We start from the raw sequence: 22,059 nt of genomic DNA on the forward strand, positions 1-22,059 counted from the left end.
GGTACGCGATCTTGTACCCGGTGAGCGGGCCCTCCGGCCGGTGCCTAGCGATCGACCAGCTGCTCGGCCGGCTCACGCTGATCCGTGTCCTCGAGGACCTCCTCGACCGCGCGCTCCTCGGGCGCTGCGGGCGCGGGCGGGTCCTCGGCGATGCCGGCGGAGAGTCGACGTCCCAGGCGCATGGCGGCCTCCGAGCAACTCGTGCGATCGACGTGACGTGCCACCAGCGTCGTCGGCGAACCCCGCGATGTCCAGCGTTCGCGTCCCGCGGACGCGCGGAGGGCCCGGGTCGGTCCCGACCCGGGCCCTCGCGGAAGCTGCTGTGGGGAGCGGCTCTCAGTACGTCACTGCTGCATCACTGCTGGTCGTGCGACCGACGCGGTGTCGGGTGGTCACTCGGCGGCGAGGCCCAGCGCGTCGACGGCGGCGCCGACCTCGGCCTCGGTGGCGGCGACGTCCTCGTCGAGCTGGTGGGCGTACGGCGCCAGCTCGACCGCGCTGGCCGCCGGGGCGGCGACGCCGGTGACGGCCGCGGGGACGGCGACGGCGGCGAACGCGAGGCGCATCGTGCTCTTCTTCATGGGAGTCCTTCCCGATCAGGACGGTGACCGTCCGGGTCCGGCTGACCCGAACGGCCGAACCATCGCGGGCTCCCGGCGTCCGGTTCAAGCCAGAACGGCCCATTCCGGGACTCGGTAACGAGATCATCACGCGCGCTGTGACGGACTGACTGCACCGCGCGACCGCACGCCCTTGTCCAGGGCCCTTCGGGTGGTCCTCGCGAGGATCTCGACAAGATCACGCCGCCGTCACGCGGGTTCACACCGATGTCACGTCGAGCGGGCTCGGCGGCCCCGTGCCCGAAGTGTCGTACGCTCGCCCCGCCGTGACCGCCCCGGCGCGCGGCGCCCCGGGGGGCAGTAGCTCAGCTGGTCAGAGCAGCGAACTCATAATTCGTCAGGTCGTCGGTTCGAGCCCGACCTGCCCCACCCATTATCGCTGGTCGTGGCCCTACGAGGTTGCCCAGCGACCGCGCTTCCAAGATCGTCGGAACCCTACCGGGACCCTACCGGGACCCGGACGGACCCGGGTAGCAGCGGGGAGCCCCGGAGCGACACGGAAGGCAGCGGTCCCGCGCGGGCTGCGCTGACTCCCTAGGAGAGAACGGGGAATCAGCGCCGGCTTCTCTCCGATCCAACCGAGAGGAGCTGTCTCCGTGACGCACGCCCGGCCCCGACACCTCGTCCGCCGCAACGGGCCCGATCTCGCCGCCTTGGCGATCACCGCGCGCCAGATCGAGCGCTGGGTGTCTCGGCTGGCGCGTACGTCCGCGAGGGCGCGACCCCGCCCCCGTCGGACCTGGCCCGACGGGCGGCGCTCTCCGTCCTGGAGGACGAGAATGGGTGCCCGACCGACTGCGGCGAGGCGCTGCTGTTCGACAGGGCGACCGTCGAGCGCGAGGGCCGCGTGTGGTGGCGGTTCGAGACGATGAGCTCGATGCCGATGCGCGGGCTCGCCGCCCCGGTCCACGACTGGGTTGCGTTCGAGGAGGACGACGCCGAGGAGTAACCCGCCCCCGCCCGACCAACGCCCCGGCTCCCCGACGTGGGAGACCGGGGCGTTGTCGCATCTACGGCACCTTTGCGAGTTCCGCAATAAGTTGTAGCCAGTCGGGAATCATCGCCAGTACCGCGACTCCCAAAGCCAGTACAGCAACGACGAGAGTCGCTACTATAAGCCAATCGCGAACTTGATTGCTCATTAGTTCTCCCCGCAGGATGCAGGATCGAACCGCGATGTATGAACAATAAGAAGAAATAGAATATACGCGGCAGCGGGTCGTCCGGGCCCGGCTCGGCACCCCAGAAGGTGACCGCTCACTAGACTACGCGAGCGGGCCGCCTCTCGTGGGCGCTCGCGGGCTGACCGGTGGTGGCGGTAGGGCCGACCCGGGCGGGACCGGTTCGCGTGGGGAGCGATGGAACGAGGGCGCATCATGGGGCTCAGAGTCCGAGACTGCGGCGTACCCGCGCCCGGATCGGCCGTCCGTCGGGGCTGTTCGTCACACGGGGCAGATCGCACGTCTCGGGACGCTAGGAAGCTCGCCCCGGGTCCGACGGCGAATCGCGGGGCTGTGTGCGGTCGTGCGGGATCGTGCCGGCGCGGAACCGGCCGTGGAGTAGGCGAATGAGACGATGGTCACGCGCCCAGAGATTCGGCTACCCCCAGGTGGAAACACAACGGCCCGGCGCTCCTAAGCGGGAGGCCGGGCCGTCGATAGGTCTTACGGCATGGCTACGAACCGTTGCAGGTGACTACGGCGAACGCGCCTTCTGACTCGCCCTCGCCGATCACCTCACCATCCTTGGTGATCTTGCAGGTTATCGTGCCGCCGCTCTGGCCGTTCTGGGCGACGACGGAGTAGAAGCCGAAGAACTCCTCGGCTTGGATCTCCTCGCGGAAGGGCAGCCGGACGTTCGTGCGCTGCGACTGGCCTCCGCTGCCGTTCGACGAGTAGGTGACGTTGGTGGCGCGGCCTTCGCCGGTCACCTCATAGACGACAGTTCCGCTGCCACCGGCGGGCGCCTCGGACTCAGACGCGTCCGCTGAAGGCGCGGCGGGTGCAGCACTCGACGGCTGCCCGACCCCCGCTGCGGGTGTGGTCGGCTGGGCCCCTCCGCCACCGGACACCGCGATGATCAGGAAGAGGAGGGCGACGGCCCCCACGATCCACGGCCACTTCTTGCGCTTCTTGCGGGCGGGAGGCTGCGGCGGCTGGTAGCCGCCCGCGAACTGATACTGCGGGGGTGGCGGCTGGTTCGGGCCGCCCGACCCATACTGGCCTGGGCCAGGCGGTGGATAGTTCCCGTACGGTCCCGACTGCTGAGCGGGCTGCTGGCCGTAGCTCTGCTGCTGCCCCCGCGAGCCGTAGTAAGCCTGCTGCGTCGTCTCGTCGCTCGGGTCTGGCTGACCGTGCCGACTCGACATAGTTCCCCCTCGATACACACGGCGGCCGCACGACGAGCGCGCCGCCTGGCCTCGGATCAACGACCAAGGTCAAGGTTCGGTAACGGCTACCGACGACGGCGACGGTCCCGCATCGACCACTGACCGCCACCTCCGGTCGAGCGGTGGCGCCCTGGCCGGCCACGGCCGAGGAGTCGGCGCACGAGGTCCCGGGACGAAGTTGATCACGAGAGCGAAGGTGGCGCTGTGTACGAAGAATGACTACACAGAGTACACGACTCCCGCGAACAAGATCGCTCACCGGTGCACGCTCAAGATCGCGGGGGCCCGTACGGGACCCGGACGAGCGCGGGGAGCGACACGGCGCGACGGGGAGCTACGGGGACCGACAACGCGGACTTGTTGCTCTGACCAGTAACAACGCGGCTACGCGGTCATCGGGAACCGGCGTTCCCGGGCACCCCCGGAGAGCGTCCGAACGGTCTCATAATCCGTCAGGTCGTCGGTTCGAGCCCGACCTGCCCCACCTCGATCAGCCGTCCTCGCCCGACCCGGTCCCGCCCTCGCCGGCCTCGCCGGCCTCGCCGGAGTCGCCGGCGTCGCCCGCGTCGTCGTCGGTGGCGCCTGTCCCGGAGGCGGGGTCCTCGGCGGTGGCGCCCGGCTCGGCGGTGCCGGTCGTCTCCGTCTCCTCGGCCGTCCCGGCGTCGGCCGGCTCCTCCTCGGACGTCTCGGTCTCCGCGCTCGTCGCGGCCGGGTCGCCGGTCGACGGGAAGGCCAGGGCCACGCCGGCGCCGGCGGTCACGGCGACGAGCAGGGCGCCGATGGCGACCGCGGACGCGAGGCCCGCCCCGACACGGCGCGAGGTGGCCGGGGCCGGGGTCGTCGCCGGGGCGGGCGCCACCGCGTCGACGAGCCGCGCCACCCCGGCCTCCAGCGGGCCGCGGCCCAGGAACCGCTGCCACGCCATCCCCGCGACCAGGGCGCCGACGGCCTGCACTCCGAAGATCACCCACGGGTCGGTCCCCTCGGCGAGCCCGGTGACGACGACGTGCAGCACGTAGAAGGTCAGGGTCATCGACCCGGCCGCGGCGAGCGGAGCCCGCACCGCGCCCAGCACGCGCCCGGGCGTGCGGTCGGTGAAGCGGGCGACCAGCCGGTCGAGCAGCAGCGCCAGGCCCAGCACCGTCAGCGAGGTCCCGATCGTGCGCGCGAGGTCGAACGGCGTGGAGGAGTGCGGCAACGACACCGCGAGCCACCACCAGCTCGTGGCCGGCGTGACGCCGTTCGGCCCCTCGACGACCAGGCCCGCGACCTCCTCGGGGTCGAGCCCGGTCGTCGTGAGGACCGGCCCGAGGCCACCCGCCACCTGGAGCGCCACGGCCGAGGTGACCGCGGCGACCGTGGCGAGCGCGGCGCCGCCGAGGGCGAGCAGGGCGGCGGTGCGGGTGCGGTCGAGGCGCAGGCGGCCGACGGCGATGCCGACGCAGAGGTAGGCCAGCCACGGCCAGACCGGGTAGGCGCCGGTGAACAGCAGGGTGGTCAGCAGCCCGGCGGGGTCGGTGACGAGCATCGTGAACGACGGGTCGAGCAGCTCGGTGGGCGGCAGCTGCGCCCGCAGCAGGTGGTTCGTGATCGGGGCGACGACGACGAGCGCCGCGCCGAGCCCGGCCAGCACGCGGGTCGGCAGGAGCACCAGCGGCACGGCGAGCACGAACAGCACGCCGTAGTAGGTGAGGATCACGTCGATGCTGCCGAGCTCGGCCTGGCCGAGGGCGAGCCCGATCGTGCCGATCGCGAGGCCCCGCACCACCAGGCGCAGGGCGTGGCGGCGGCCGCCCCCGGTGCCGGTCTCGACGCGGCGCCGCCCGGTCAGCAGCGCCACCGAGAGCCCGGCCAGCACGCCGAACAGCGCCGCGGCGGGCCCGTTGACCACGCGCCCGACCAGCGTCGGCTGGTCGCCGGCGGACAGCGGGAGCGTGTGGGCGGCGATCATCCCGATCAGCGCCAGAGCCCGGGCCACGTCCACGCCGCGGACCCGTGACGTCCGGGAGGCGGCGGGCGCGGCGACCACCTCGATCGGTCGGGTCGGGGTGAACCTCACCGTCGGCGCGTCGACCGACGGGGGCCGCACGCCCGGCCGCGCCCCCGGGCCCGCCGGCGGCCGGGGCGTCGGGAAGCGGTGGGTGACCGCACCCGCCGCGTGCGGGGTCCGCGGACGAGGCGGTTCGGTCGTGGTCATCAAGGCTCCCTGGCGCCCGACGGGGGGTGACCACGACAGCGTCCGCCGATCGGCGTCGCCGCAGAATCACCGCTACGGGCACAGGGGCCGTGCGCCGGGGTCAGGGTTTCGTCACCCCGGGGCAAGGGCGCTCAGACGCGGGTGACGCGGCGCGGGTGCAGGACGATCCGCCGGATGTCGTCCTCCTCCGCCCAGGCCGCCGCGGTCGCGCGGTGCTCGTCGGAGTCCGGGTCGTCCCAGTAGCGCTGGGCGAGGCGGTCCGCGAGCTCCTTGGCGCCGTCGTGGTGGACGGTCACGTCCGCCTCGATCGACACCCAGCCCTCGGTCTCGCCGTTCGGCCGGACCACGACGAACGTGGCCTGCGGGTCGGCCTCGAGGCGGCGCACCTTGGGCGAGCTCACCAGCGAGAACAGCTGGACGCCGCCCTCGAGCGTCGCCTCGAACCACACCGGGCGCGGTGCGGGCAGGCGCCCCGGTGCGGGCGGGATCGTCAGCAGGCCGTGCAGCGGGCGGTCGAGCAGGGCGCGGTCGTCGTCGGTGAGCATGCCGGTGGCCTCCAGGAGAAGGGGTGTCAGTGCCAGGCGCCGAGCGCGGCCTGTTCGACGGCCCACTCGCGGAAGGGGTGCGGGGGCCGTCCGAGCAGGCGCGCGACGTCGTCGGTCACGGCGTCGAGGTGGCCCTCGCTCATGATCGCGAAGAGCCCGACGAGCTCCTCGACGGTCGCCTCGTCGGTGCCGTCGGCGCGCAGCTCGACGGCGTAGGCGTCGGGGTCGAGCGCCTCGTAGCGGATGTCGCGGCCGGTCGCGGCGGCGATGACGTCGACCGCCTCGCCGAACGACAGCGACTCGGGTCCGGTGAGCTCGTAGGTGCGGCCCTCGTACCCGGGGGTGGTCAGGACGTGCGCGGCGACGGCGACGACGTCGCCGAGGTCGACGAACGCGTCGGCGACCTCGGCCTTCGCGGGCAGGGCGAGCCGGCCCGCCCGCACCCCGGGCGCGAGCGCGTCCTCGGTGAAGCTCTGGGCGAAGTTCGAGGCGCGCAGGATCGTGCCCCGCCCCGTCGCCGCGACCGCGCGCTCCGCCTCGACCATCGTGTCGCCGAACCGCCCGTCGAAGTGCTCGAGCCCGCGGCCGGAGATCATCACCAGGCGCCGGACCCCGGCGGCGACCGCGGTGTCCACGAACGGCGCGATCGGCGCGGGGTCGCTGTACGGGGCCACGAGGTAGAGCGCGTCGGCGCCCTCGACCACCCCGCCCCACGTCGCCGGCTCGTCCCAGTCGAACCGCACCGGCCCGCGTCGTCCCGCCGCCCGGACCTTGTGTCCCGCGACGCGCAACGCCGCCGCGAGACGCCGGCCCGACTTCCCGGTCCCGGCGAGGACCGCCACATCGTCTGCCATGCCCCCAGGCTCGTCCGCGGAGGAGGTCCTGCCCATCGGCGCGACGCTCCGGCACCTTCGCGAGCGTCCAACCTCCACCTCCACGAGCGTCTAACCTCGGGGAGGTGGGGACGATCGACGCGCTGCTCGGGACGGTCCACGTCGAGGAGCCCGCGATGCGTGCCGACGCGCTCGCCCCCGGCCACGCCACCGTCCCCACCGGCGGGCGGTGGGCCCTCGTGGCCGTCGCGCGCGGGGAGGCGGACCTCGGCGACGGCGCCCTGCACCCCGGCGACGCGGTCCTCCTGCGCGGCCCCGGCCGCCTCGCCGTCCGGGTCGGCGACGAGGGCGCGACGCTGCTCGTCGCCGAGTTCGCGCTGCGCGGCGCCGCGCCCCGGCTGGCGCTGCTGCCCGCGCGGGCGGTCGTGCGCGCCGACTCGGAGTTCTGCCGGCTGCTCGTCGAGCGCGTCACCGACCAGCTCGAGGCCGCCCCCACCACCGACGTCGTGTCCACCCGCCTGCTCGACTGGCTCGTCACCGACACCGTGCGCGACGTCCTCACCGCGGCGGCCGGCGAGGTGACGGCCACCGACCCCGGCGTCGCCGCCGCGCTCGCCGCCATCCACGACGACCCCTCCCGGCCCTGGACGGTGGCGCGCCTCGCCGCGCACGCCGGGGTCAGCCGGGCGGCGTTCGCCCGCCGGTTCCGCGAGGAGGTCGGCACCTCGCCGCTGTCCTACCTGCGCGAGCACCGCTTCGACCTCGCCGAGCGCGCGCTCGTCACCGAGCCCGACGCCACCGTGGCGGCGGTCGCCCGCCGCGTCGGGTACGCCAACCCCTTCAGCTTCAGCACCGCGTTCCACCGCCACCGCGGGCACGCCCCCAGCGCGGTCCGCCGCGCCGAGCCGTCCACGGCTCCGGGCTGATCAGGCCGAGGTCTCCGGCTCGGTCGGCTCGGCCTTCTCGGGCTTCTGGGCCTTCCGGGCCTTCTGCTCCCGCTGCGAGCGCCGGCCGGCCTTGACCGACACCAGGACGATCAGTCCCAGGGAGATCCACAGCGCGTACCGGTCGACCGTGAGGACGACGTCGACGGCGTGCTGCCCGATCCCGAAGCCGAGGCCGGCGACGAGCCCGGTCATGAGCGCCGCCCCGAGGGCGTCGAGGACGAGGAACGGCAGCAGCCGCATGCGCCCGAGACCGGCCAGGGCGAACACCGCGGCGCCCGGCACGCCGGGCAGCGAGGCACCGACGACGGCCAGCGCGGTCGCCCACCGCGGCGCCGACCGGATCCACGTGACGAAGCGCTGCGCGACGTCACCGGGCGCCCACAGCGCGACGATCTTCTCGCCCCACCGGCGCCCGGCCAGCCAGAACAGCCAGTCGAACTTGATCATGCCGAAGGTCCCGGCGACGATGACCAGCCACAGGTTCCCCTCGCCGATCCGCGCGAACGCGGCGCCCGCCCCGGTCGCGGAGAGGCTGCCGGTGACGGCGGCCAGGGCGGTGGGGTGCGACGCCAGCAGGAACGGCCGCAGCGGCATCGTCGCCAGCATCGCGACGAGGACGCCGAGCGTGGAGAGGACCAGGACCTTGTCGCCGCGCGACATCGGGTGGTCCCACGGCATGGCGTCGCGCCAGACCTTCTTGGCCTCGGCGATCTCCTCGGGCGTGTAGTCCTTCGTCCGCCACCGGAAGCGCTTCGGCGTCGCCGTGACGGGCTCGGTCTGCTCGTCCTGCTGTCCGCGGCTCGTGTCGGCGCCCGCGCCCGTCATGTCCCTCGCTCCATCCGTGGTCGGTGACCGGACCGTCGTGCCGCGAGGGATCGCCCCCTCGTGTCCCGGCGCCGTCCACGATGCCCCCCGGGCCGTCGGGCCGCGTCCGTCCGGGGGACGAGCCGCGCCGGCGCCCTCCGCCTCGAGGGGGAGACCGGCGTCGTCCCTGATCGCGATCGAGGAGCACGGGAACCTGCCGGAGCTCACCTCCGCCGTGAAGGCCCTGCCCGTCGAGCGGGGCGACGAGAGCGTCGCCCTCGACGAGATGGGCGACAACCTCGAGCGTCTCGAAGGTCACCACGCCCGAACGGCCGCCGTTCTCCACCGACCAGCCCTTCCAGCGCCCGTCGGCGGCGGACATCGCGGCGTTCCTCGCGACGTTCCCGGGGACGAGGAGCGCGAGCGTTGCACCGCGGGCAACGCGCGGGCCGTGTTCGGGATCGACGAGCCCGCGCGCTGACCGGGGACGTCAGGCCTGCGCGGCCACCCCGCGCGTGGGCGCCTCGTCCGGGCCGTCGAGGCCCCGGGTCAGCGTCTCGCTCATCGCCCAGCTGCTGGCCAGCGAGATGAGGGCGAGCAGGACCGTGAAGCCGGCGACCGCCATGAGGCTGCCCGTCCAGAGCACGAGCAGGCCGCAGATGGCCGGCGCGAGGCCGCCGACGATCGACGCGAGCTGGTAGGCGAGCGAGGCGCCGCTGTAGCGCAGGTGGGTCGGGAAGAGCTCGGAGAAGTACGCCGACTGCGGCCCGTACACCGAGCTGCGGCAGGCCTGGACGATGAGCCCGCCGAGGATGAACAGCCCGATGACCCCGGTCTGCACGAGCAGGAAGTAGGGGATCGCGAACAGCGCGAGCACCGCCATCCCGGCCAGGAACATCGGTCGGCGCCCGACCCGGTCGGACAGGAGCCCGAGCAGCAGGATCATCGGGATGTCCGACGCGGACAGGAAGGTGTTGGCGCCGAGGATCGTGCTGCGCGTGTAGCCGAGCTCGGTCGTCGCGTAGGAGACGAGCCAGACCGAGCTGATGTAGAAGGTCGCGTTGGTGGCGACGAACGACCCCGCCGCCAGGAGGATGAGCTTCGGGTGCTCCCGGAGCACCTGCAGCACCGGCAGCCTGCTCGCCTCGCGCCGCTCCTGGTCGCGGCGGAACACCGGGCTCTCGGCCACGGTGAGCCGGATCCACATCCCGACGGCGATGAGCACCGCGCTGGCGAGGAAGGGGATCCGCCAGCCCCAGGACTGGAAGGCCGGCTCGCTGACGGTCAGGTCGAGCACGAGGAACGAGCCGGTGCCCAGGACGAGCCCGAGCGGGACGCCGACCTGGGGCCAGCTGCCGTAGAAGCCGCGCCGGCCCTCGGGGGCGTTCTCCACGGCCATGAGCGCGGCGCCGCCCCACTCGCCGCCGACCCCGAAGCCCTGGGCGAAGCGCAGCACCACGAGCAGGACGGGGGCGAGGACACCGATCGCCGCGTAGCCGGGCAGCAGCCCGATGCCGACCGTCGCGACGCCCATGAGCAGCAGCGAGTACACGAGCATCGGCTTGCGGCCGACCCGGTCGCCGAAGTGCGCGAACACCGCGCCGCCGATCGGGCGGGCGATGAAGCCGGTGGCGAAGGTGCCGAGCGCGGCGATCGTCCCGATCGCCGGGTCGGCGGCCGGGAAGAACACCTTGTTGAACACCAGCGCCGCGGCGGTGCCGTAGATGAAGAAGTCGAACCACTCGATGGTCGTGCCGACGAGACTGGCCGCGGCGACCCGGCGCGGCACCCGTAGGGAGGGTCCGGCGCGGCCGCCCTCGACCGAGTCGGTTCCGGACGCGTCGCTGGCCATGGCGGTGCTCCTCGTCGTCGGGGTGCCCGGCCATCGAACGGCCCGCCCGGACCAGGGTCAAGGTTCGGCAAAGGAGTGGTCACGAGACTGGGCCGCCGGCACGACCTCGTCCCGCCGTCACGGTGCGGTGTGCACACCTCCACGCAGGGTCGCCCTCACGGGCGCGGCAGCCAGCGGGCGGCCGCGTCGGCGGCGTCGCCCGCGCCCGCGGTGAACGCGATGGCGGCCTGCGGCGCGTGGCGGCGGACGAGGTTCACGACGCGCTCGAAGAACTCCAGGCGTGGCTCGTCGGTGCGGATCCCGCCGCCGACGACGACGCAGGCGTACGGCTCGGCGGCGAGGACGTCGGCGATGCGGGCGGCCAGGGCGTCGGGGTCCTCGTCGTAGGGGAGCAGCTCGTGACGGGCGGCGATGCCGCGCTCGACGAAGCGCCGCTCGCCGTCGGCGATCTTCGCGACCACCGGCGCCGGGTCGTACCCCGGCACCGTGCGGGGATCGAGCCCGAGGACCAGGACCTGCGTCGTCGCCACGGGGGACGATGCTGCCAGCGCTCGGACCCCGAGGTGAGGAGGTCTCGTTCGGGACCGCGTCCTCACGATCAGCGCAGGCGGGGGAGCACCTCGCCGGCCAGGAGGTCGACCATGCCCTCGAGCCCGCCCGGACCGACCGCCGGCGCCACCACCACCGACTCCGCGCCCGCGTCGCGGTACTCGGCGAGGCGCGCGGCGACCTGCTCGGGCGTGCCGTGCGGGACGCAGGCGTCGACGATCCGCTCCATGTCCTGGCCGTAGGTCGCCGCCAGCGAGTCCAAGGCGGCCTGCCGGGCGGCCGCGGGATGGGTGTCGACGCAGCTCCAGGCGAAGTACGCGCCGGTGACCCCGGCGGGGTCGCGGCCGTGGCGCTCGGCCTCCTCACGGGCGGTGCGCAGCCCGCGGGCCACGCGGTCGGGGCTGCCGAGGTACGGCATCCAGACGTCGCCCGCGCGGCCCGCGCGGCGCATCGACGCCTCCGAGCGCCCGCCGACCCAGATCGGTGGGCGCGGGCGCTGCAGGGGGAGCGGGTCGAGCGTCGCCGGGGTGCCGTCGACGTCGATCGCCTCGCCGGCGAACAGGCGCCCGAGCACGTCGAGGCCCTCGTCGGTGCGTCGTCCGCGCTCGCGCACCGGGACCCCGCAGGCCGCGAACTCCACGGGGTTCTCGCCGCCCACCCCGATGCCGAGCTCGAAGCGCCCGCCGGAGACGCGATCCAGGGTGGTCGCCATCTTCGCGGCGAGCGGCGCCGGGTAGAGCGGCAGCAGCGTCACCGCGCTGAGCAGCCGCACCCCGCTGCTGACCGCCGCGGCCGCGGCGAGGGTGACGAACGCGTTGGCCGTCGGGCTGCCGAAGAGCACGTGCTCGCCGGCGGCGACGATGTCGAAGCCCTGCTCCTCGGCCCGCCGGGCGTCCTGCGCCGCCATGGTCGGCGGCATCATCAGCCCGACCCTCACGACACTCCCGCGCGGGAGAGCACCGCCGCCGCCATCCGCAGGTGCACGTCGTCGACCATCTCCCCGTCGACCACCCCGACCCCGGAGCGCCCCGCCTCGACGACGAGCCGGGCGTGTGCGATCTCGTCGTCGGTCGGCGTGAAGGCCTCGTGGGCGAGCGCGACCTGCGAGGGGTGGATGCAGATCTTGCCGTCGTAGCCGAGGTCGCGGCCGGCGGCGGCGTCGGCGCGGAACGCCTCGGCGTCGTGCGCGGCGACCACGGCCTGGTCGAGCAGCCCGACCCCGCCCAGCGCGCCCGCGAGCACCACCTCGCTGCGCGCGTGCAGCACCTCGAGCGACCCCGCGGTGCGCCGCCCGCCGACCGAGGCGATGTAGTCCTCGGCGCCGAAGTAGGCGGCGAGCAGGTCGCCGCCGGCGAGGATCTCGCGGCACCGGGCGATGCCGCGCGCGCTCTCCAGCCCGCCGACCACCGGGAGGTCGAGGCGCGCGCGCAGGTCGGCGAGCTGCTCGGGCGACTCGAGCTTGGGCAACACCACCCCGTGCGCCCCGGAGCCCGCGACCGCGGCGACGTCGTCGGCGTACCACGGCGTCGTCGGGCCGTTGACGCGGACGAGCACGAGGGTGTCGCCGTCGGCGAGCTCGCCGACCGCCCGCACCGTCGCCTCGCGCGCGGTCTCCTTGTCGGCCGCGGCGACGGCGTCCTCGAGGTCGACGGCCACCGCGTCGGGCGACCAGCGCGGCACCTTGGCGACCATGTCGGGCCGCGCGCCGGGCACGAACAGCAGGCTCCGCGGGACCCTCACGCCGGCCGCCGGTGCATCAGGCCGGTGCGCGTGCAGGAGCACACCAGCTCGTCGCGCTGGTTGAACGCCCGGTGGGCGAACACCACGATCCCGGCCTCGGGACGTTTCCTCGACTCCCGCGCCGACACGACCTCGGTCTCCACCCGCACGGTGTCACCGTGGAACACCGGCGCCGGGAACGCCACCTCGTCGAGCCCGAGCTGGGCGACGATCGTGCCGAGCGTCAGCTCCGGCACCGACAGCCCGACCACCAGGGCCAGGGTGAACATGCTGTTGACCAGCGGGCGCCCGAACTCCGTGGTCGCCGCGTACGCGTGGTCGAGGTGCAGCGGCGCCGGGTTCATCGTCATCGTGGTGAACAGCACGTTGTCGGTCTCGGTGACCGTGCGCCGGGTCGCGTGCTCGACGACGAGGCCCTCGGTGAGGTCCTCGAACCAGAGGCCGCTCACGCGTTCACCGCGGCCGCGAGGGTGTCCAGCGACCCCGGGTCCTCCAGCGCGCTGGTGTCGCTGCGGGCCTCGCCGTGCAGCAGGACCTCGCGCATCAGGCGCCGCATGATCTTGCCGGTGCGGGTCTTCGGCATCGCCGCGGTGACGATGACGCGGTCGGGCCGGGCGATGCCGCCGATGGTGTCGGCGACGAGGGCGCGCACCTCGTCGGGGACGTCGTCGGCGCTCCCGCCGGTAACGGTCACGAACGCGACCGGCACCGTGCCCTTGGTCGGGTCCGGGATCCCGACGACGGCCGCCTCCACCACGCGGGGATGGGTGGTCACCACCGCCTCGATCTCCATGGTCGACAGGCGGTGCGCGGCCACGTTGATGACGTCGTCGGCCCGCCCGAGCACCCAGAGGTGCCCGTCGTCGTCGACGACGGCCTCGTCGTTGGTGGCGTAGCGGCCCGGGAAACGCCCGAAGTAGGTGGAGAGGTAGCGCTCGTGGTCGTCCCACACGGTGCGCGCGAGCGTCGGGAACGGGCGGGTCATGACGAGGTTGCCCTTCACCCCCGCCGGCACCTCGTGGCCGTCGTCGTCGACCACCGCGTAGGCGTGCCCGGGCACCGGTGTGCCCGCCGAGCCGGCCTTGAGGTCGTCGACGCCGGTGACGGGGTAGGTCCACGTCGACCCGGTCTCGGTCTGCCCGTAGGCGTTGACGACCGGCACGCCGTAGGTCTCGGTCGCCCAGGTGAAGGTCTCGCCGTCGAGGGGCTCGCCCTGCACGGTGATCAGGGCGAGGCGGGGGAGCGGGTGCTCCGCGGCGAGGTCGTCACCGAACTTGCGCAGCATCCGCAGCACCGTCGGCGCGCACAGGACCTGGGTGACGCCGTGCCGCGCGCAGATGTCGTAGAAGCGCGACGGGCCCGGCGTGTCCAGCGCGCCCTCGTAGCAGGCGATCGTCGAGCCGTGCGCCAGCCCGCCGATGACGGCCTGGATCGGGAAGGTCAGCCAGCCGACGTCCGCGGCCACCCAGTAGACGTCGCCCTCGACGGGTCCGGCCTGCCAGTGCACGTTCGCCCAGGTGCCCAGCAGGAAGCCGCCGACCGAGTGCACGACGCCCTTGGGGCGGGACTCGGTGCCGCTGGTGAAGATCAGGAACGCGGGCTCGTTGGGGTCGAGGGCGACGGTCGGCGCGCCCTCGGGGTGCTCGGCGAGCAGGGCCGCGTAGGACACCTCGCCCGGCCCGAGCTCGACCCCGCGCCCGGTGCGGTCGACGACCACCACGTGCTCGACGGTCGGCGCCTCGGGCCGGGCCGCGCGCAGGGTCTCGAGCAGCTCGACCGTCCTCCCGCGCCGGTAGATCGCGTCGGCGACGATGACGGCCTTCGCGCGCGCGGCCGCCAGGCGCGAGGCGACGGCGTCGCGCCCGAACCCGGAGAACAGCACGGTGTAGATCGCGCCGATCTTGTTGCACGCGTGGATCGCGGTGAAGGCCTCGACGAGGTTGGGCATGAAGACCGCGACGACGTCGCCGTGGCCGATCCCGAGCGAGCGCAGCCCGCCGGCGAGCCGGTTCACCTCGTCGGCGAGCTGCGCGTAGGTCAGTGTGCGGGTGTCGCCGGGCTCGCCCTCCCACACGACCGCGGGGCGGTCGGCGGTGGCCGGGTCGTCGGCCCAGCGGTCGACGCAGTTGTCGGCGACGTTGATTCGCCCGCCGTCGAAGTACCGGAAGTCGCCGAGCTCGCCGGTGCGCACGGTCTGCCAGGGCGTCAGCCAGCGGTGCTTCCCGGCGACCCAGGCCCAGTAGTCGTCGGGGTCGCGGTCGTGGAGGGCGCGGGCCTCGGCGAGCTCGGCCGCACGCTCTCCGGAGCGCCACCGCTCGTCGAGGGGCTGCCGCGGCGCGGAGATGAGCGTGGCCAGGGTGTCGCGATCGTCCATGATCGTCTCTCCTGCGAACGGGAACTCAGACAGGGCTGACGGGGTGGTGACGGCGGCCGCGGGTGCGGGTCCAGCCGTCGGCGTGGCGCAGGCGCGCGACCAGCTCCGCGCGCAGCTCCTCGCCGGGCACGACGGCGTCGACGACGAGCTCGTCGCCCATGCGCAGCAGGTTGACCTCGGCGCGGTGCTCCTCGACGCGGGCGGCGACGAACGCCTCGCGCTCGTCCTCGTCCGCGATCTCCGCGATCTTGCCGGCGTACACCGCGTTGACCGACGCCTCGGGTCCCATCGCGCCGATGAACGCGCTGGGCAGGGCGAGGGTGGCCCGGGGCTCGAACCCGGGCGCGCACATCGCGTAGAAGCCCGCGGCGTAGGCCTTGCGCAGCACGACCGTGAACTTCGGGACCTCGGCCGACGCCATGGCAGTGATCATCTTGGCGCCGTGGCGGATGATGCCCTGGCGCTCGACCGCGACGCCGACCATGAAGCCGGGCACGTCCTGCAGGAACAGCAGCGGGACGTTGAAGGCGTCGCAGAGGCTGATGAAGCGCGCGGCCTTGTCGGCGGAGTCGACGTGGATCGCGCCGCTGCGCACCCGCGGCTGGTTGGCGACGAGCCCGACGACCCGCCCCTCGAGCCGCGCGAACCCGACCACGATCTCGGGCGCCCAGTCGGGCTTGACCTCGAAGAACGAGCCGCCGTCGACGAGCCGGTCGATCACGCCGGCGATGTCGTAGCCGACGGTCGGGTCCTCGGGCACGAGGCCGTCCCAGCCGGCGGCCTCCGGCTCGACCGGCTCGGCGTCCGGGGGGAGGGCGTCGAACCGGCCCGGGAGGTAGGAGAACAGCAACCGGGCGGCGGCGACGGCCTGCCAGTCCTCGTCGAACACCGCGTCGCCGCACCCGGAGACCTCGGCGTGCATCCGCGCGCCGCCCATCTCCTCGGCGGTGGTGAGCTCGCCGGTGACCTTCTCGGCCACCCGCGGCGACGCGAGGTACATCGACGCCTGCCCGTCGACCATGCCGACCCAGTCGGTGAAGGCGGGCATGTACGCCCCGCCCGCGGCCGAGGGGCCGTGCAGGCAGCAGATCTGGGGCACGCGCCCCGACAGCGCGACCTGCAGGTGGAAGATCTTGGAGGCGCCGCGTCGGCCGGGGAAGAAGCCCATCTGCTCGGTGAGCCGGCCGCCCGCGGAGTCGACGAGGTAGAAGACGGGCAGCAGGTCGCGGTCGGCGCGCTCGAGGATGCGGATCTGCTTCTCGCAGGTCCGCTCGCCCCACGAGCCGGCCTTGACGCCGAAGTCGTGGGCGATCACCGCGACCGGGCGGCCCTCGACGGTGCCCACCCCGGTGACGACGCCGTCGGCCGGCATCCCCGGGGTGCCCGCCGACGCCAGCACGCCGTCCTCGACGAAGCTGCCCGGGTCGAGCAGCACCGCGAGGCGCTCGCGCACCGGCAGCTTGTCCGGCCACCGGCTGGTGTCCCCGCCACGGCGGGCCACCTCCGCCGCCGCGAGCACGTCGTCCCCCGAGGGAGGTGCCGGCGTCCGGGGGGATGGGGCGCCGGCACCTCCCACGGGGGAGGTGTGTCGCGGGCGGTGCCGGTCACGGGACGAGCCGCTTCCCGAGGATCTCGAGCTGGATCTCGTCGGTGCCGCCGCCGATGCGCAGGATGCGCACGTCGCGGTGGTGGCGCGCGATCGGGGTCTCCTCGAGGTAGCCGGCGCCGCCGAAGAGCTGCACGGCCTCGTCGACGATCCACGCCGCCGCCTTGGCCGCGAAGTACTTCGCGGCGGCGACCGAGCGGTCGGCGTCGGGATGGCCGTGGTCGAGGCGGTCGGCCGCCCGGTAGGTCAGGACGCGGGCCGCCTCGAGCTCGACCTCCATCGCGGCGAGCCGGTGCCGGATCGTCTGGCGCGCGGTCAGCGGCTCGCCCGCCACCTCGCGCCCGCGGACGTACTCGGTGACCGTGTCGAGTGCCTCGGCGGCGTGGCCGAGCCCCATGGCGGCGAGCGCGACCCGCTCCAGCTGGAACGCCGCCATGATCTGGTGGAAACCGCGGCCCTCGACGCCCAGCACCGCGTCCTCGGCCAGCTCCACGCCGTCGAGGACGACCTCGCGGGTGTCCGACGAGTGCCAGCCCATCTTCGCCAGCGGCGCGCCCATCGACAGCCCCGGCGTCCCGGCGGGGACCACGAACGTCGTGATGCCGCGGTGGCCGCCGTCGGGGTCGGTCTTGGCGCCGACGACCAGCACGTCGGCGAGGCCGGCGTTGGTGATGTACATCTTGCGGCCGTCGAGCACCCAGCCCGATCCGGTCCGCCGCGCCCGCGTGGTGATGCCCGCGACGTCGGAGCCGGCGCCGGGCTCGGTGACGGCGATGGCGGCGATCGCCTCGCCGGCCGCGAGGGGTCCGACCCAGCGCTCGCGCTGCGCGGGGGTGCCGTAGCGGACGAGGTGGGGGGCGGCCATGTAGGCGCTGACCAGCGCGCTGACCGCGATGCCGCCGCAGGCCCGGGAGAGCTCCTCGGCGAGCACGGCGACCGCGAGCGACCGGCCGGACCCGTCGTCGGCCCGGTCGTCCCCGTCGGTGCCGCCGGAGCCCCCGAACTCCTCGGGCGTCAGCAGGCCCAGCAGGCCCGCGTCGCCGAGCTCCTTCCACAGGCGCTCGGGCGGACGTCCCGCGCGCTCGGCCTCCGCGACGACGGGGCGCACGCGCTGGTCGGTGAACGCCCGGCACGTCCGCCGGAAGTCCTCGTGCAGCTCGCCGAGGTCGTCAGCCACATTGCTCCTTGTCTCGACCGACCGGTCGGGCGAAAGTACCTCACGTCACAGACGTTCGGTCAAGACGTCCGAGGGGAACCGGGAGCGCGATGGCGACACGGGAGACCGGGGCAGGGTCGGCGACGGGCAGCCGCGCCGACGAGCAGCGGCAGCGCATCCTCGCGGGCGCCGTCGCCGTGTTCAGCCGCCGCGGCTACCGGGCCGCGTCGATGAACGAGGTGGCCGACCAGGTCGGCCTGCGGAAGCCGACGCTGTACCACTACGTCCGCACCAAGCAGGACCTGCTCGTCGCGGTCTACGAGGAGGTCCTCGACGAGAGCCTGAGGAGCGCGCGGCGGATCGTCGCCGAGGCGCCGTCGTCGCGGGAGGCGGTGCGGGGGCTGATCGTCGAGCGGGTCCGGTACACCTGCGAGCACCGGGATCTGCTGACGATCTGCTTCCACGAGGAGTCGGCGCTGCCGCCCGAGCTCGCCGAGCCGATCCTCGAGCGCCGCCGCGAGTTCGAGCGCGTGGTGCGCCACGCCGTGGCGGCCCACCTGCGCGAGACCGGGCGGACCCTGCCGATGTCGGTCGGGACCTACGTCAACACCTGCCTCGGTGCCGCGAACTGGACCTACAAGTGGTTCGACCCGGCCGGCCCGCGCTCGTCGCGCGAGCTCGGGGAGGACGTCGCCTCGGTGCTGATGGGCGTCCTGGACGCCTGACATTGGCCGAGGTCAGACCTCGTCGAAGACCGGCGCGCGCTTCTCGAAGCCCGCGGTCACCGCCTCCACCTGGTTCGCGCTGCCGATCAGCGCGCCGATCTCGGTCTGCTCGGCGGCGAAGCCGGTGGCGAGGTCGACGCGGCCGGCGGCGTCGAGCAGGCGCTTGGCTGCGCGGACGGCGTGCGGGCTGCGACCGGCGATCTCGCGGGCGAGCGCCAGAGCGGCGCCAAGGGGGTCGTCGTCGGTGCGGGTGCACAGCCCGAGCGCGGCGGCCTCGGTGCCGCTGACGACCCGCGCGGTCAGCGTGAGCTCCTTGGCGACGTCCCGCCCGACGAGCTCGGGGAGCACCTGCGTCCCGGTCATGTCCGGGATCAGGCCCCACTTGACCTCCATCACCGACAGGCGCGCGTCGGGGGCGACGATGCGGATGTCGGCGCCGAGCGCGATCTGCAGGCCCCCGCCCAGCGCGTTGCCCCGGATGGCGGCGATCACCGGGACCTCGAGCTCGGCCCACACCCACGCCGCGCGCTGCCCGGTCGCCCGCGCGGGCCCGCTCGACGGCGGGAGCTGCGCGGACGCCGAGAGCCGCTCGCCGCCCGCCATCGCGCGGAACGAGCCGAAGTCGAGCCCGGCGCAGAAGTCGGGGCCCTCGCCGGAGAGCACCGCGACCCGCACCGAGGGGTCCCCGCGCAGCGACTCGCCGGCCTGGACCAGGCCCTCGAACATCGCCGGGTCGAGGGCGTTGCGCTTCTCCGGCCGCGACAGCCGCACGTCGGCGACGCCGTCGACGACCTGGACCCGCACCCGTTCCTGCTCGTCGCTCATGGCAGGGGGTCTACCAGCGATGCGGCATCGCTGGCATCTGACGCCAGGATCGCCACACGCTCGCCGGCGCGACACGCCGTGCCCGCGCCTCCACCGTGATCAGGAGTACGGGGTCAACCCGTGCGGCCCCGGAGCTCAGGCGGCCGAGGCGCATGTGACGTGCTCCTGATCTCCGGTCCTCGGTCGCCCGTCCCTTCCCGCGAGCCGCGCGACGCTGGCATGCTCCCTGAACGGTCGTTCAGGAGGAGGTCGGCGTGGACTTCGAGATCCCGACCGAGCTGACGCAGCGTCTCGCGGACCTCGACGACTTCATCGAGCGGGAGATCAGGCCGCTCGAGGAGCAGGACGACAACCAGCGGTTCTTCGACCACCGCCGCGAGTACGCCCGCACCGACTTCGAGAACGGCGGCGTCCCGCGGCGCGAGTGGGAGGAGCTGCTCGGCGAGATGTTCCGCCGGGCCGACGCCGCGGGGTGGCTGCGCTACGGGCTGCCGACGGCGGTGGGCGGGTCCGGCGGGACGAACCTCGACATGGCGGTGATCCGCGAGCACCTCGCGCACCGCGGGCTCGGGCTGCACAACGACCTGCAGAACGAGTCGTCGGTGGTCGGCAACTTCCCGTTCGTGCACATGCTCATGGCGTTCGGCACCGACGCGCAGCGCGAGGAGTTCCTCGAGCCGATGCTCACGCGCATCGCGCGGCTGGGGTTCGGTCTCACCGAGCCCGACCACGGCAGCGACGCCACGTGGATGGAGACCCGCGCCGTCCGCGACGGGGGCGACTGGGTGATCAACGGCGCGAAGCGCTGGAACTCCAACATGCACTCCGCGACCCACGACGTCGTCTTCGCCCGCACGTCGGGCTCCGACGGCGACGCGCGCGGGATCACCGCGTTCTTCGTGCCGACCGACACCCCGGGCTTCTCGGTCGACTTCCACTGGTGGACGTTCAACATGCCCACCGACCACGCCGAGGTGAGCCTGCGCGACGTGCGGGTCCCGGACGAGGCGATCTTCGGTGCGGAGGGCGAGGGGCTCGCCGTCGCGCAGACGTTCGTGCACGAGAACCGCATCCGCCAGGCCGCGTCGGGCGTCGGCGCGGGGCAGTACTGCATCGACCGCAGCGTCACCTATGCCCGCGAGCGGCAGACGTTCGGCGCGCCGCTGGCCACGCGGCAGGCGATCCAGTGGCCGCTGGTCGAGCTGGCGACCGAGGGCGAGATGCTGCGCGGGCTGGTCCGCAAGACGGCGTGGGAGCTCGACCGCGTCCCGCACACGGAGATCAGCGACCGCGTCTCGATGTGCAACTACCGGGCCAACCGCTTCGTGTGCGACGCCGCGGACCGCGCCATGCAGGTGCACGGCGGCCTCGGCTACTCGCGGCACACGCCGTTCGAGCACATCTACCGCCACCACCGGCGCTACCGGATCACCGAGGGCGCCGAGGAGATCCAGATGCGCAAGGTCGCGGCCTACCTGTTCCGCTTCGCGGGCCCGAACAGGCAGCGGTGACCGGCGGCGATCTCGGTGACCGGCTCGCCCGACGCCTCGGCGCGGTCACCGGCACCGACGTCCGCATCGAGGGCCTGCGCCGCCTGACCGCCGGGGCCAGCCGCGAGACGTGGTCGTTCACCGCGATCGACGCCGATGGCTCCCGCGCCCTCGTGCTGCGCCGCGACCCGCCCGGCGACGACCGCCCCGAGGGCATGGCGCTCGAGGCGGCGTCGCTGGCGGCGGCCGCGGCGGCGGGCGTCCCGGTCCCGCCGCTGGTCGACAGCGGTAGCGACCCGGCGGTCGTCGCCGCGCCCTACCTGCTCACCGAACACGTCGACGGCGAGACCCTCGGGCCCCGCATCCTGCGCGAGGAGCGCTTCGCGTCGGCTCGCGAGGGCCTGGCCGGCGAGCTGGGCCGCACCCTCGCGCGCGTCCACGCCATCCCGCTCGACGCGGTCCCCGGGCTCCCGGCGGACGACCCCGTCGAGGACCTGCGCGCCACCTACGACGCGCTCGACGAGCCGCTGCCGACCGTGGAGATCGCCCTGCGGTGGCTCGACCGGCACCGCCCCGACCCGGTCCCCGACGCCCTCGTCCACGGCGACTTCCGGCTCGGCAACCTCATCGTCGACGAGTCCGGGCTCGCCGCGGTCCTCGACTGGGAGCAGGTCCACCGCGGCGACCCGCGCGAGGACCTCGGGTGGCTCTGCGTCAAGTGCTGGCGCTTCGGCTCGCCGCTGCCCGTCGCGGGTCTCGGCACGATCGACGAGCTGCTCGACGGCTACGCCGAGGTCGCCGGCGTGCGCCCCGACCCCGAGGCCGTGCGGTGGTGGCAGGTCCACCGCACGACGTGGTGGGCGCTGGGGTGCCGGCGCATGGCCGGGCGCCACCTCGCGGGGGAGACGCGCTCGGTCGAGCTGGCCGCGATCGGCCGGCGGGTCGCCGAGCAGGAGCACGACCTGCTGCTCCTGCTCGGGCTGCCCGCCGAGCCGGGCGCCGGGATCCCCCGGCCCCGCGATCCGACCTGGGCGGACGGCCGAGCGCCGGCGACCTCGTCGAGGCCGTCGCGGGCTTCCTGCGCGACGAGGTCATGACCACCGGCGACGAGCGCCTCGCGTTCCTCGGGCGGGTCGCGGCGAACGTCCTCGACGGCGTCGGGCGGGAGATCGCGCTGGGCCCGGAGCTCGAGCGGCGCCACCGCGACCGGCTCGCGGCGCTCGGGTACGCCGACCAGGCCGGGCTCGCGGCCGCGATCCGCCGCGGCGAGGTCGACGACACCGACCCGGAGCTGCTCGCGGCCGTCCGCGCCGCGGTGACCGACAAGCTCGCGGTCGCCGACCCGCGCCACCTCTCGCGACCCGGGTGAGCTCTCCCCGACATTGCGCTGAACGACCGTTCAGGGAG

General features: G+C 74.2%; 21 protein-coding genes and 1 tRNA gene. 6 read left to right on the plus strand and 16 right to left on the minus strand.

Features of this window, described 5'->3' with window-relative positions; genetic code table 11:
* Positions 1-44: 44 nt before the first annotated feature.
* Entirely contained in the window at positions 45-182 is a 138-nt protein-coding gene (locus ACYX4T_RS01070; protein ID WP_476012735.1) for a hypothetical protein, read from the minus strand.
* Between the two features lie 210 nt (positions 183-392).
* Complete coding sequence (locus ACYX4T_RS01075) at positions 393-581, minus strand: hypothetical protein (protein ID WP_476012736.1); 189 nt, start codon at positions 579-581, stop codon at positions 393-395.
* A 333-nt stretch (positions 582-914) separates the two neighbouring features.
* Between ACYX4T_RS01075 and ACYX4T_RS01080 the strand changes: the two genes are divergently transcribed.
* Positions 915-989, plus strand: a tRNA-Ile gene (locus ACYX4T_RS01080).
* Between the two features lie 1,306 nt (positions 990-2,295).
* Here the strand turns inward: ACYX4T_RS01080 and ACYX4T_RS01085 are convergent.
* The 4 genes from ACYX4T_RS01085 to ACYX4T_RS01100 all read right to left on the minus strand — a co-directional run bounded on the left by ACYX4T_RS01085 (position 2,296) and on the right by ACYX4T_RS01100 (position 6,605).
* A complete protein-coding gene (locus ACYX4T_RS01085; RefSeq protein ID WP_476012737.1) occupies positions 2,296-2,988 on the minus strand; it encodes an MmpS family transport accessory protein in 693 nt (230 codons plus the stop codon).
* 511 nt (positions 2,989-3,499) lie between these two features.
* Positions 3,500-5,206 carry a heparan-alpha-glucosaminide N-acetyltransferase domain-containing protein gene (locus tag ACYX4T_RS01090; RefSeq protein WP_476012738.1) on the minus strand — a complete coding sequence of 569 codons (1,707 nt, stop codon included), beginning with the start codon at positions 5,204-5,206 and terminating at the stop codon, positions 3,500-3,502.
* A gap of 131 nt (positions 5,207-5,337) precedes the next feature.
* Positions 5,338-5,751: a pyridoxamine 5'-phosphate oxidase family protein gene (locus tag ACYX4T_RS01095; RefSeq protein ID WP_476012739.1), complete on the minus strand. Its 414-nt coding sequence runs from the start codon at positions 5,749-5,751 to the stop codon at positions 5,338-5,340.
* A 26-nt stretch (positions 5,752-5,777) separates the two neighbouring features.
* Positions 5,778-6,605, minus strand: a complete 828-nt coding sequence (locus ACYX4T_RS01100) for a Rossmann-fold NAD(P)-binding domain-containing protein (protein WP_476012740.1) — start codon at positions 6,603-6,605, stop codon at positions 5,778-5,780.
* Positions 6,606-6,709: 104 nt separating this feature from the next.
* Between ACYX4T_RS01100 and ACYX4T_RS01105 the strand changes: the two genes are divergently transcribed.
* Positions 6,710-7,510: an AraC family transcriptional regulator gene (locus tag ACYX4T_RS01105; RefSeq protein ID WP_476012741.1), complete on the plus strand. Its 801-nt coding sequence runs from the start codon at positions 6,710-6,712 to the stop codon at positions 7,508-7,510.
* Here the strand turns inward: ACYX4T_RS01105 and ACYX4T_RS01110 are convergent, their stop codons facing one another.
* The 9 genes from ACYX4T_RS01110 to ACYX4T_RS01150 form a co-directional block, all read right to left on the minus strand.
* The gene (locus tag ACYX4T_RS01110) at positions 7,511-8,356 is read right to left on the minus strand and encodes a DedA family protein (protein ID WP_476012742.1); all 846 of its coding nucleotides are present in this window, start codon (positions 8,354-8,356) and stop codon (positions 7,511-7,513) included.
* Positions 8,357-8,825: 469 nt separating this feature from the next.
* On the minus strand, positions 8,826-10,187 hold the full coding sequence (locus ACYX4T_RS01115; RefSeq protein ID WP_476012743.1) for an MFS transporter: 1,362 nt from the start codon (positions 10,185-10,187) through the stop codon (positions 8,826-8,828).
* Between the two features lie 155 nt (positions 10,188-10,342).
* On the minus strand, positions 10,343-10,717 hold the full coding sequence (locus tag ACYX4T_RS01120) for a hypothetical protein (protein ID WP_476012744.1): 375 nt from the start codon (positions 10,715-10,717) through the stop codon (positions 10,343-10,345).
* Positions 10,718-10,785: 68 nt separating this feature from the next.
* Positions 10,786-11,673, minus strand: coding sequence for an LLM class flavin-dependent oxidoreductase (locus ACYX4T_RS01125; RefSeq protein WP_476012745.1), 888 nt, complete (start codon positions 11,671-11,673; stop codon positions 10,786-10,788).
* Entirely contained in the window at positions 11,670-12,476 is an 807-nt protein-coding gene (locus ACYX4T_RS01130) for an HpcH/HpaI aldolase/citrate lyase family protein (RefSeq protein WP_476012746.1), read from the minus strand. The genes ACYX4T_RS01125 and ACYX4T_RS01130 overlap by 4 nt, the downstream gene beginning before the upstream one ends.
* Positions 12,473-12,925, minus strand: a complete 453-nt coding sequence (locus ACYX4T_RS01135; RefSeq protein WP_476012747.1) for a MaoC family dehydratase — start codon at positions 12,923-12,925, stop codon at positions 12,473-12,475. Before ACYX4T_RS01135 ends, ACYX4T_RS01130 begins: the two co-directional genes overlap by 4 nt.
* Positions 12,922-14,850: an AMP-binding protein gene (locus ACYX4T_RS01140; RefSeq protein WP_476012748.1), complete on the minus strand. Its 1,929-nt coding sequence runs from the start codon at positions 14,848-14,850 to the stop codon at positions 12,922-12,924. The genes ACYX4T_RS01135 and ACYX4T_RS01140 overlap by 4 nt, the downstream gene beginning before the upstream one ends.
* 25 nt (positions 14,851-14,875) lie before the next feature.
* Positions 14,876-16,369 carry an acyl-CoA carboxylase subunit beta gene (locus ACYX4T_RS01145; protein ID WP_476012749.1) on the minus strand — a complete coding sequence of 498 codons (1,494 nt, stop codon included), beginning with the start codon at positions 16,367-16,369 and terminating at the stop codon, positions 14,876-14,878.
* Between the two features lie 85 nt (positions 16,370-16,454).
* Entirely contained in the window at positions 16,455-17,633 is a 1,179-nt protein-coding gene (locus ACYX4T_RS01150) for an acyl-CoA dehydrogenase family protein (protein WP_476012750.1), read from the minus strand.
* Positions 17,634-17,722: 89 nt separating this feature from the next.
* Here ACYX4T_RS01150 and ACYX4T_RS01155 point away from each other — a divergent pair, with 89 nt between their 5' ends.
* A complete protein-coding gene (locus ACYX4T_RS01155; RefSeq protein ID WP_476012751.1) occupies positions 17,723-18,337 on the plus strand; it encodes a TetR/AcrR family transcriptional regulator in 615 nt (204 codons plus the stop codon).
* A 12-nt stretch (positions 18,338-18,349) separates the two neighbouring features.
* Here the strand turns inward: ACYX4T_RS01155 and ACYX4T_RS01160 are convergent, their stop codons facing one another.
* Complete coding sequence (locus tag ACYX4T_RS01160) at positions 18,350-19,162, minus strand: crotonase/enoyl-CoA hydratase family protein (RefSeq protein ID WP_476012752.1); 813 nt, start codon at positions 19,160-19,162, stop codon at positions 18,350-18,352.
* 254 nt (positions 19,163-19,416) lie between these two features.
* Here ACYX4T_RS01160 and ACYX4T_RS01165 point away from each other — a divergent pair, with 254 nt between their 5' ends.
* From ACYX4T_RS01165 to ACYX4T_RS01175, 3 genes are read left to right on the plus strand one after another with little or no spacing between them, the layout of a single operon-like run.
* A complete protein-coding gene (locus ACYX4T_RS01165) occupies positions 19,417-20,673 on the plus strand; it encodes an acyl-CoA dehydrogenase family protein (RefSeq protein ID WP_476012753.1) in 1,257 nt (418 codons plus the stop codon).
* Positions 20,670-21,749 (plus strand): phosphotransferase family protein, encoded by a 1,080-nt coding sequence (locus tag ACYX4T_RS01170; protein ID WP_476012754.1) that lies wholly within the window; start codon positions 20,670-20,672, stop codon positions 21,747-21,749. The genes ACYX4T_RS01165 and ACYX4T_RS01170 overlap by 4 nt, the downstream gene beginning before the upstream one ends.
* Positions 21,746-22,021, plus strand: coding sequence for a DUF6285 domain-containing protein (locus tag ACYX4T_RS01175; protein ID WP_476012755.1), 276 nt, complete (start codon positions 21,746-21,748; stop codon positions 22,019-22,021). Before ACYX4T_RS01170 ends, ACYX4T_RS01175 begins: the two co-directional genes overlap by 4 nt.
* Positions 22,022-22,059: the final 38 nt, after the last annotated feature.

It is taken from the genome of Actinomycetospora sp. ABD4_176 (assembly GCF_056311855.1).

What these genes read in the sequence shown, in the direction of transcription:
- ACYX4T_RS01070 (WP_476012735.1), bottom strand. Translation starts at nt 182, where the DNA reads ATGCGCCTGGGACGTCGACTCTCCGCCGGCATCGCCGAGGACCCGCCC.
- ACYX4T_RS01075 (WP_476012736.1), bottom strand. Translation starts at nt 581, where the DNA reads ATGAAGAAGAGCACGATGCGCCTCGCGTTCGCCGCCGTCGCCGTCCCC.
- ACYX4T_RS01085 (WP_476012737.1), bottom strand. Translation starts at nt 2,988, where the DNA reads ATGTCGAGTCGGCACGGTCAGCCAGACCCGAGCGACGAGACGACGCAG.
- ACYX4T_RS01090 (WP_476012738.1), bottom strand. Translation starts at nt 5,206, where the DNA reads ATGACCACGACCGAACCGCCTCGTCCGCGGACCCCGCACGCGGCGGGT.
- ACYX4T_RS01095 (WP_476012739.1), bottom strand. Translation starts at nt 5,751, where the DNA reads ATGCTCACCGACGACGACCGCGCCCTGCTCGACCGCCCGCTGCACGGC.
- ACYX4T_RS01100 (WP_476012740.1), bottom strand. Translation starts at nt 6,605, where the DNA reads ATGGCAGACGATGTGGCGGTCCTCGCCGGGACCGGGAAGTCGGGCCGG.
- ACYX4T_RS01110 (WP_476012742.1), bottom strand. Translation starts at nt 8,356, where the DNA reads ATGACGGGCGCGGGCGCCGACACGAGCCGCGGACAGCAGGACGAGCAG.
- ACYX4T_RS01115 (WP_476012743.1), bottom strand. Translation starts at nt 10,187, where the DNA reads ATGGCCAGCGACGCGTCCGGAACCGACTCGGTCGAGGGCGGCCGCGCC.
- ACYX4T_RS01140 (WP_476012748.1), bottom strand. Translation starts at nt 14,850, where the DNA reads ATGGACGATCGCGACACCCTGGCCACGCTCATCTCCGCGCCGCGGCAG.
- ACYX4T_RS01155 (WP_476012751.1), top strand. Translation starts at nt 17,723, where the DNA reads ATGGCGACACGGGAGACCGGGGCAGGGTCGGCGACGGGCAGCCGCGCC.
- ACYX4T_RS01160 (WP_476012752.1), bottom strand. Translation starts at nt 19,162, where the DNA reads ATGAGCGACGAGCAGGAACGGGTGCGGGTCCAGGTCGTCGACGGCGTC.
- ACYX4T_RS01175 (WP_476012755.1), top strand. Translation starts at nt 21,746, where the DNA reads ATGACCACCGGCGACGAGCGCCTCGCGTTCCTCGGGCGGGTCGCGGCG.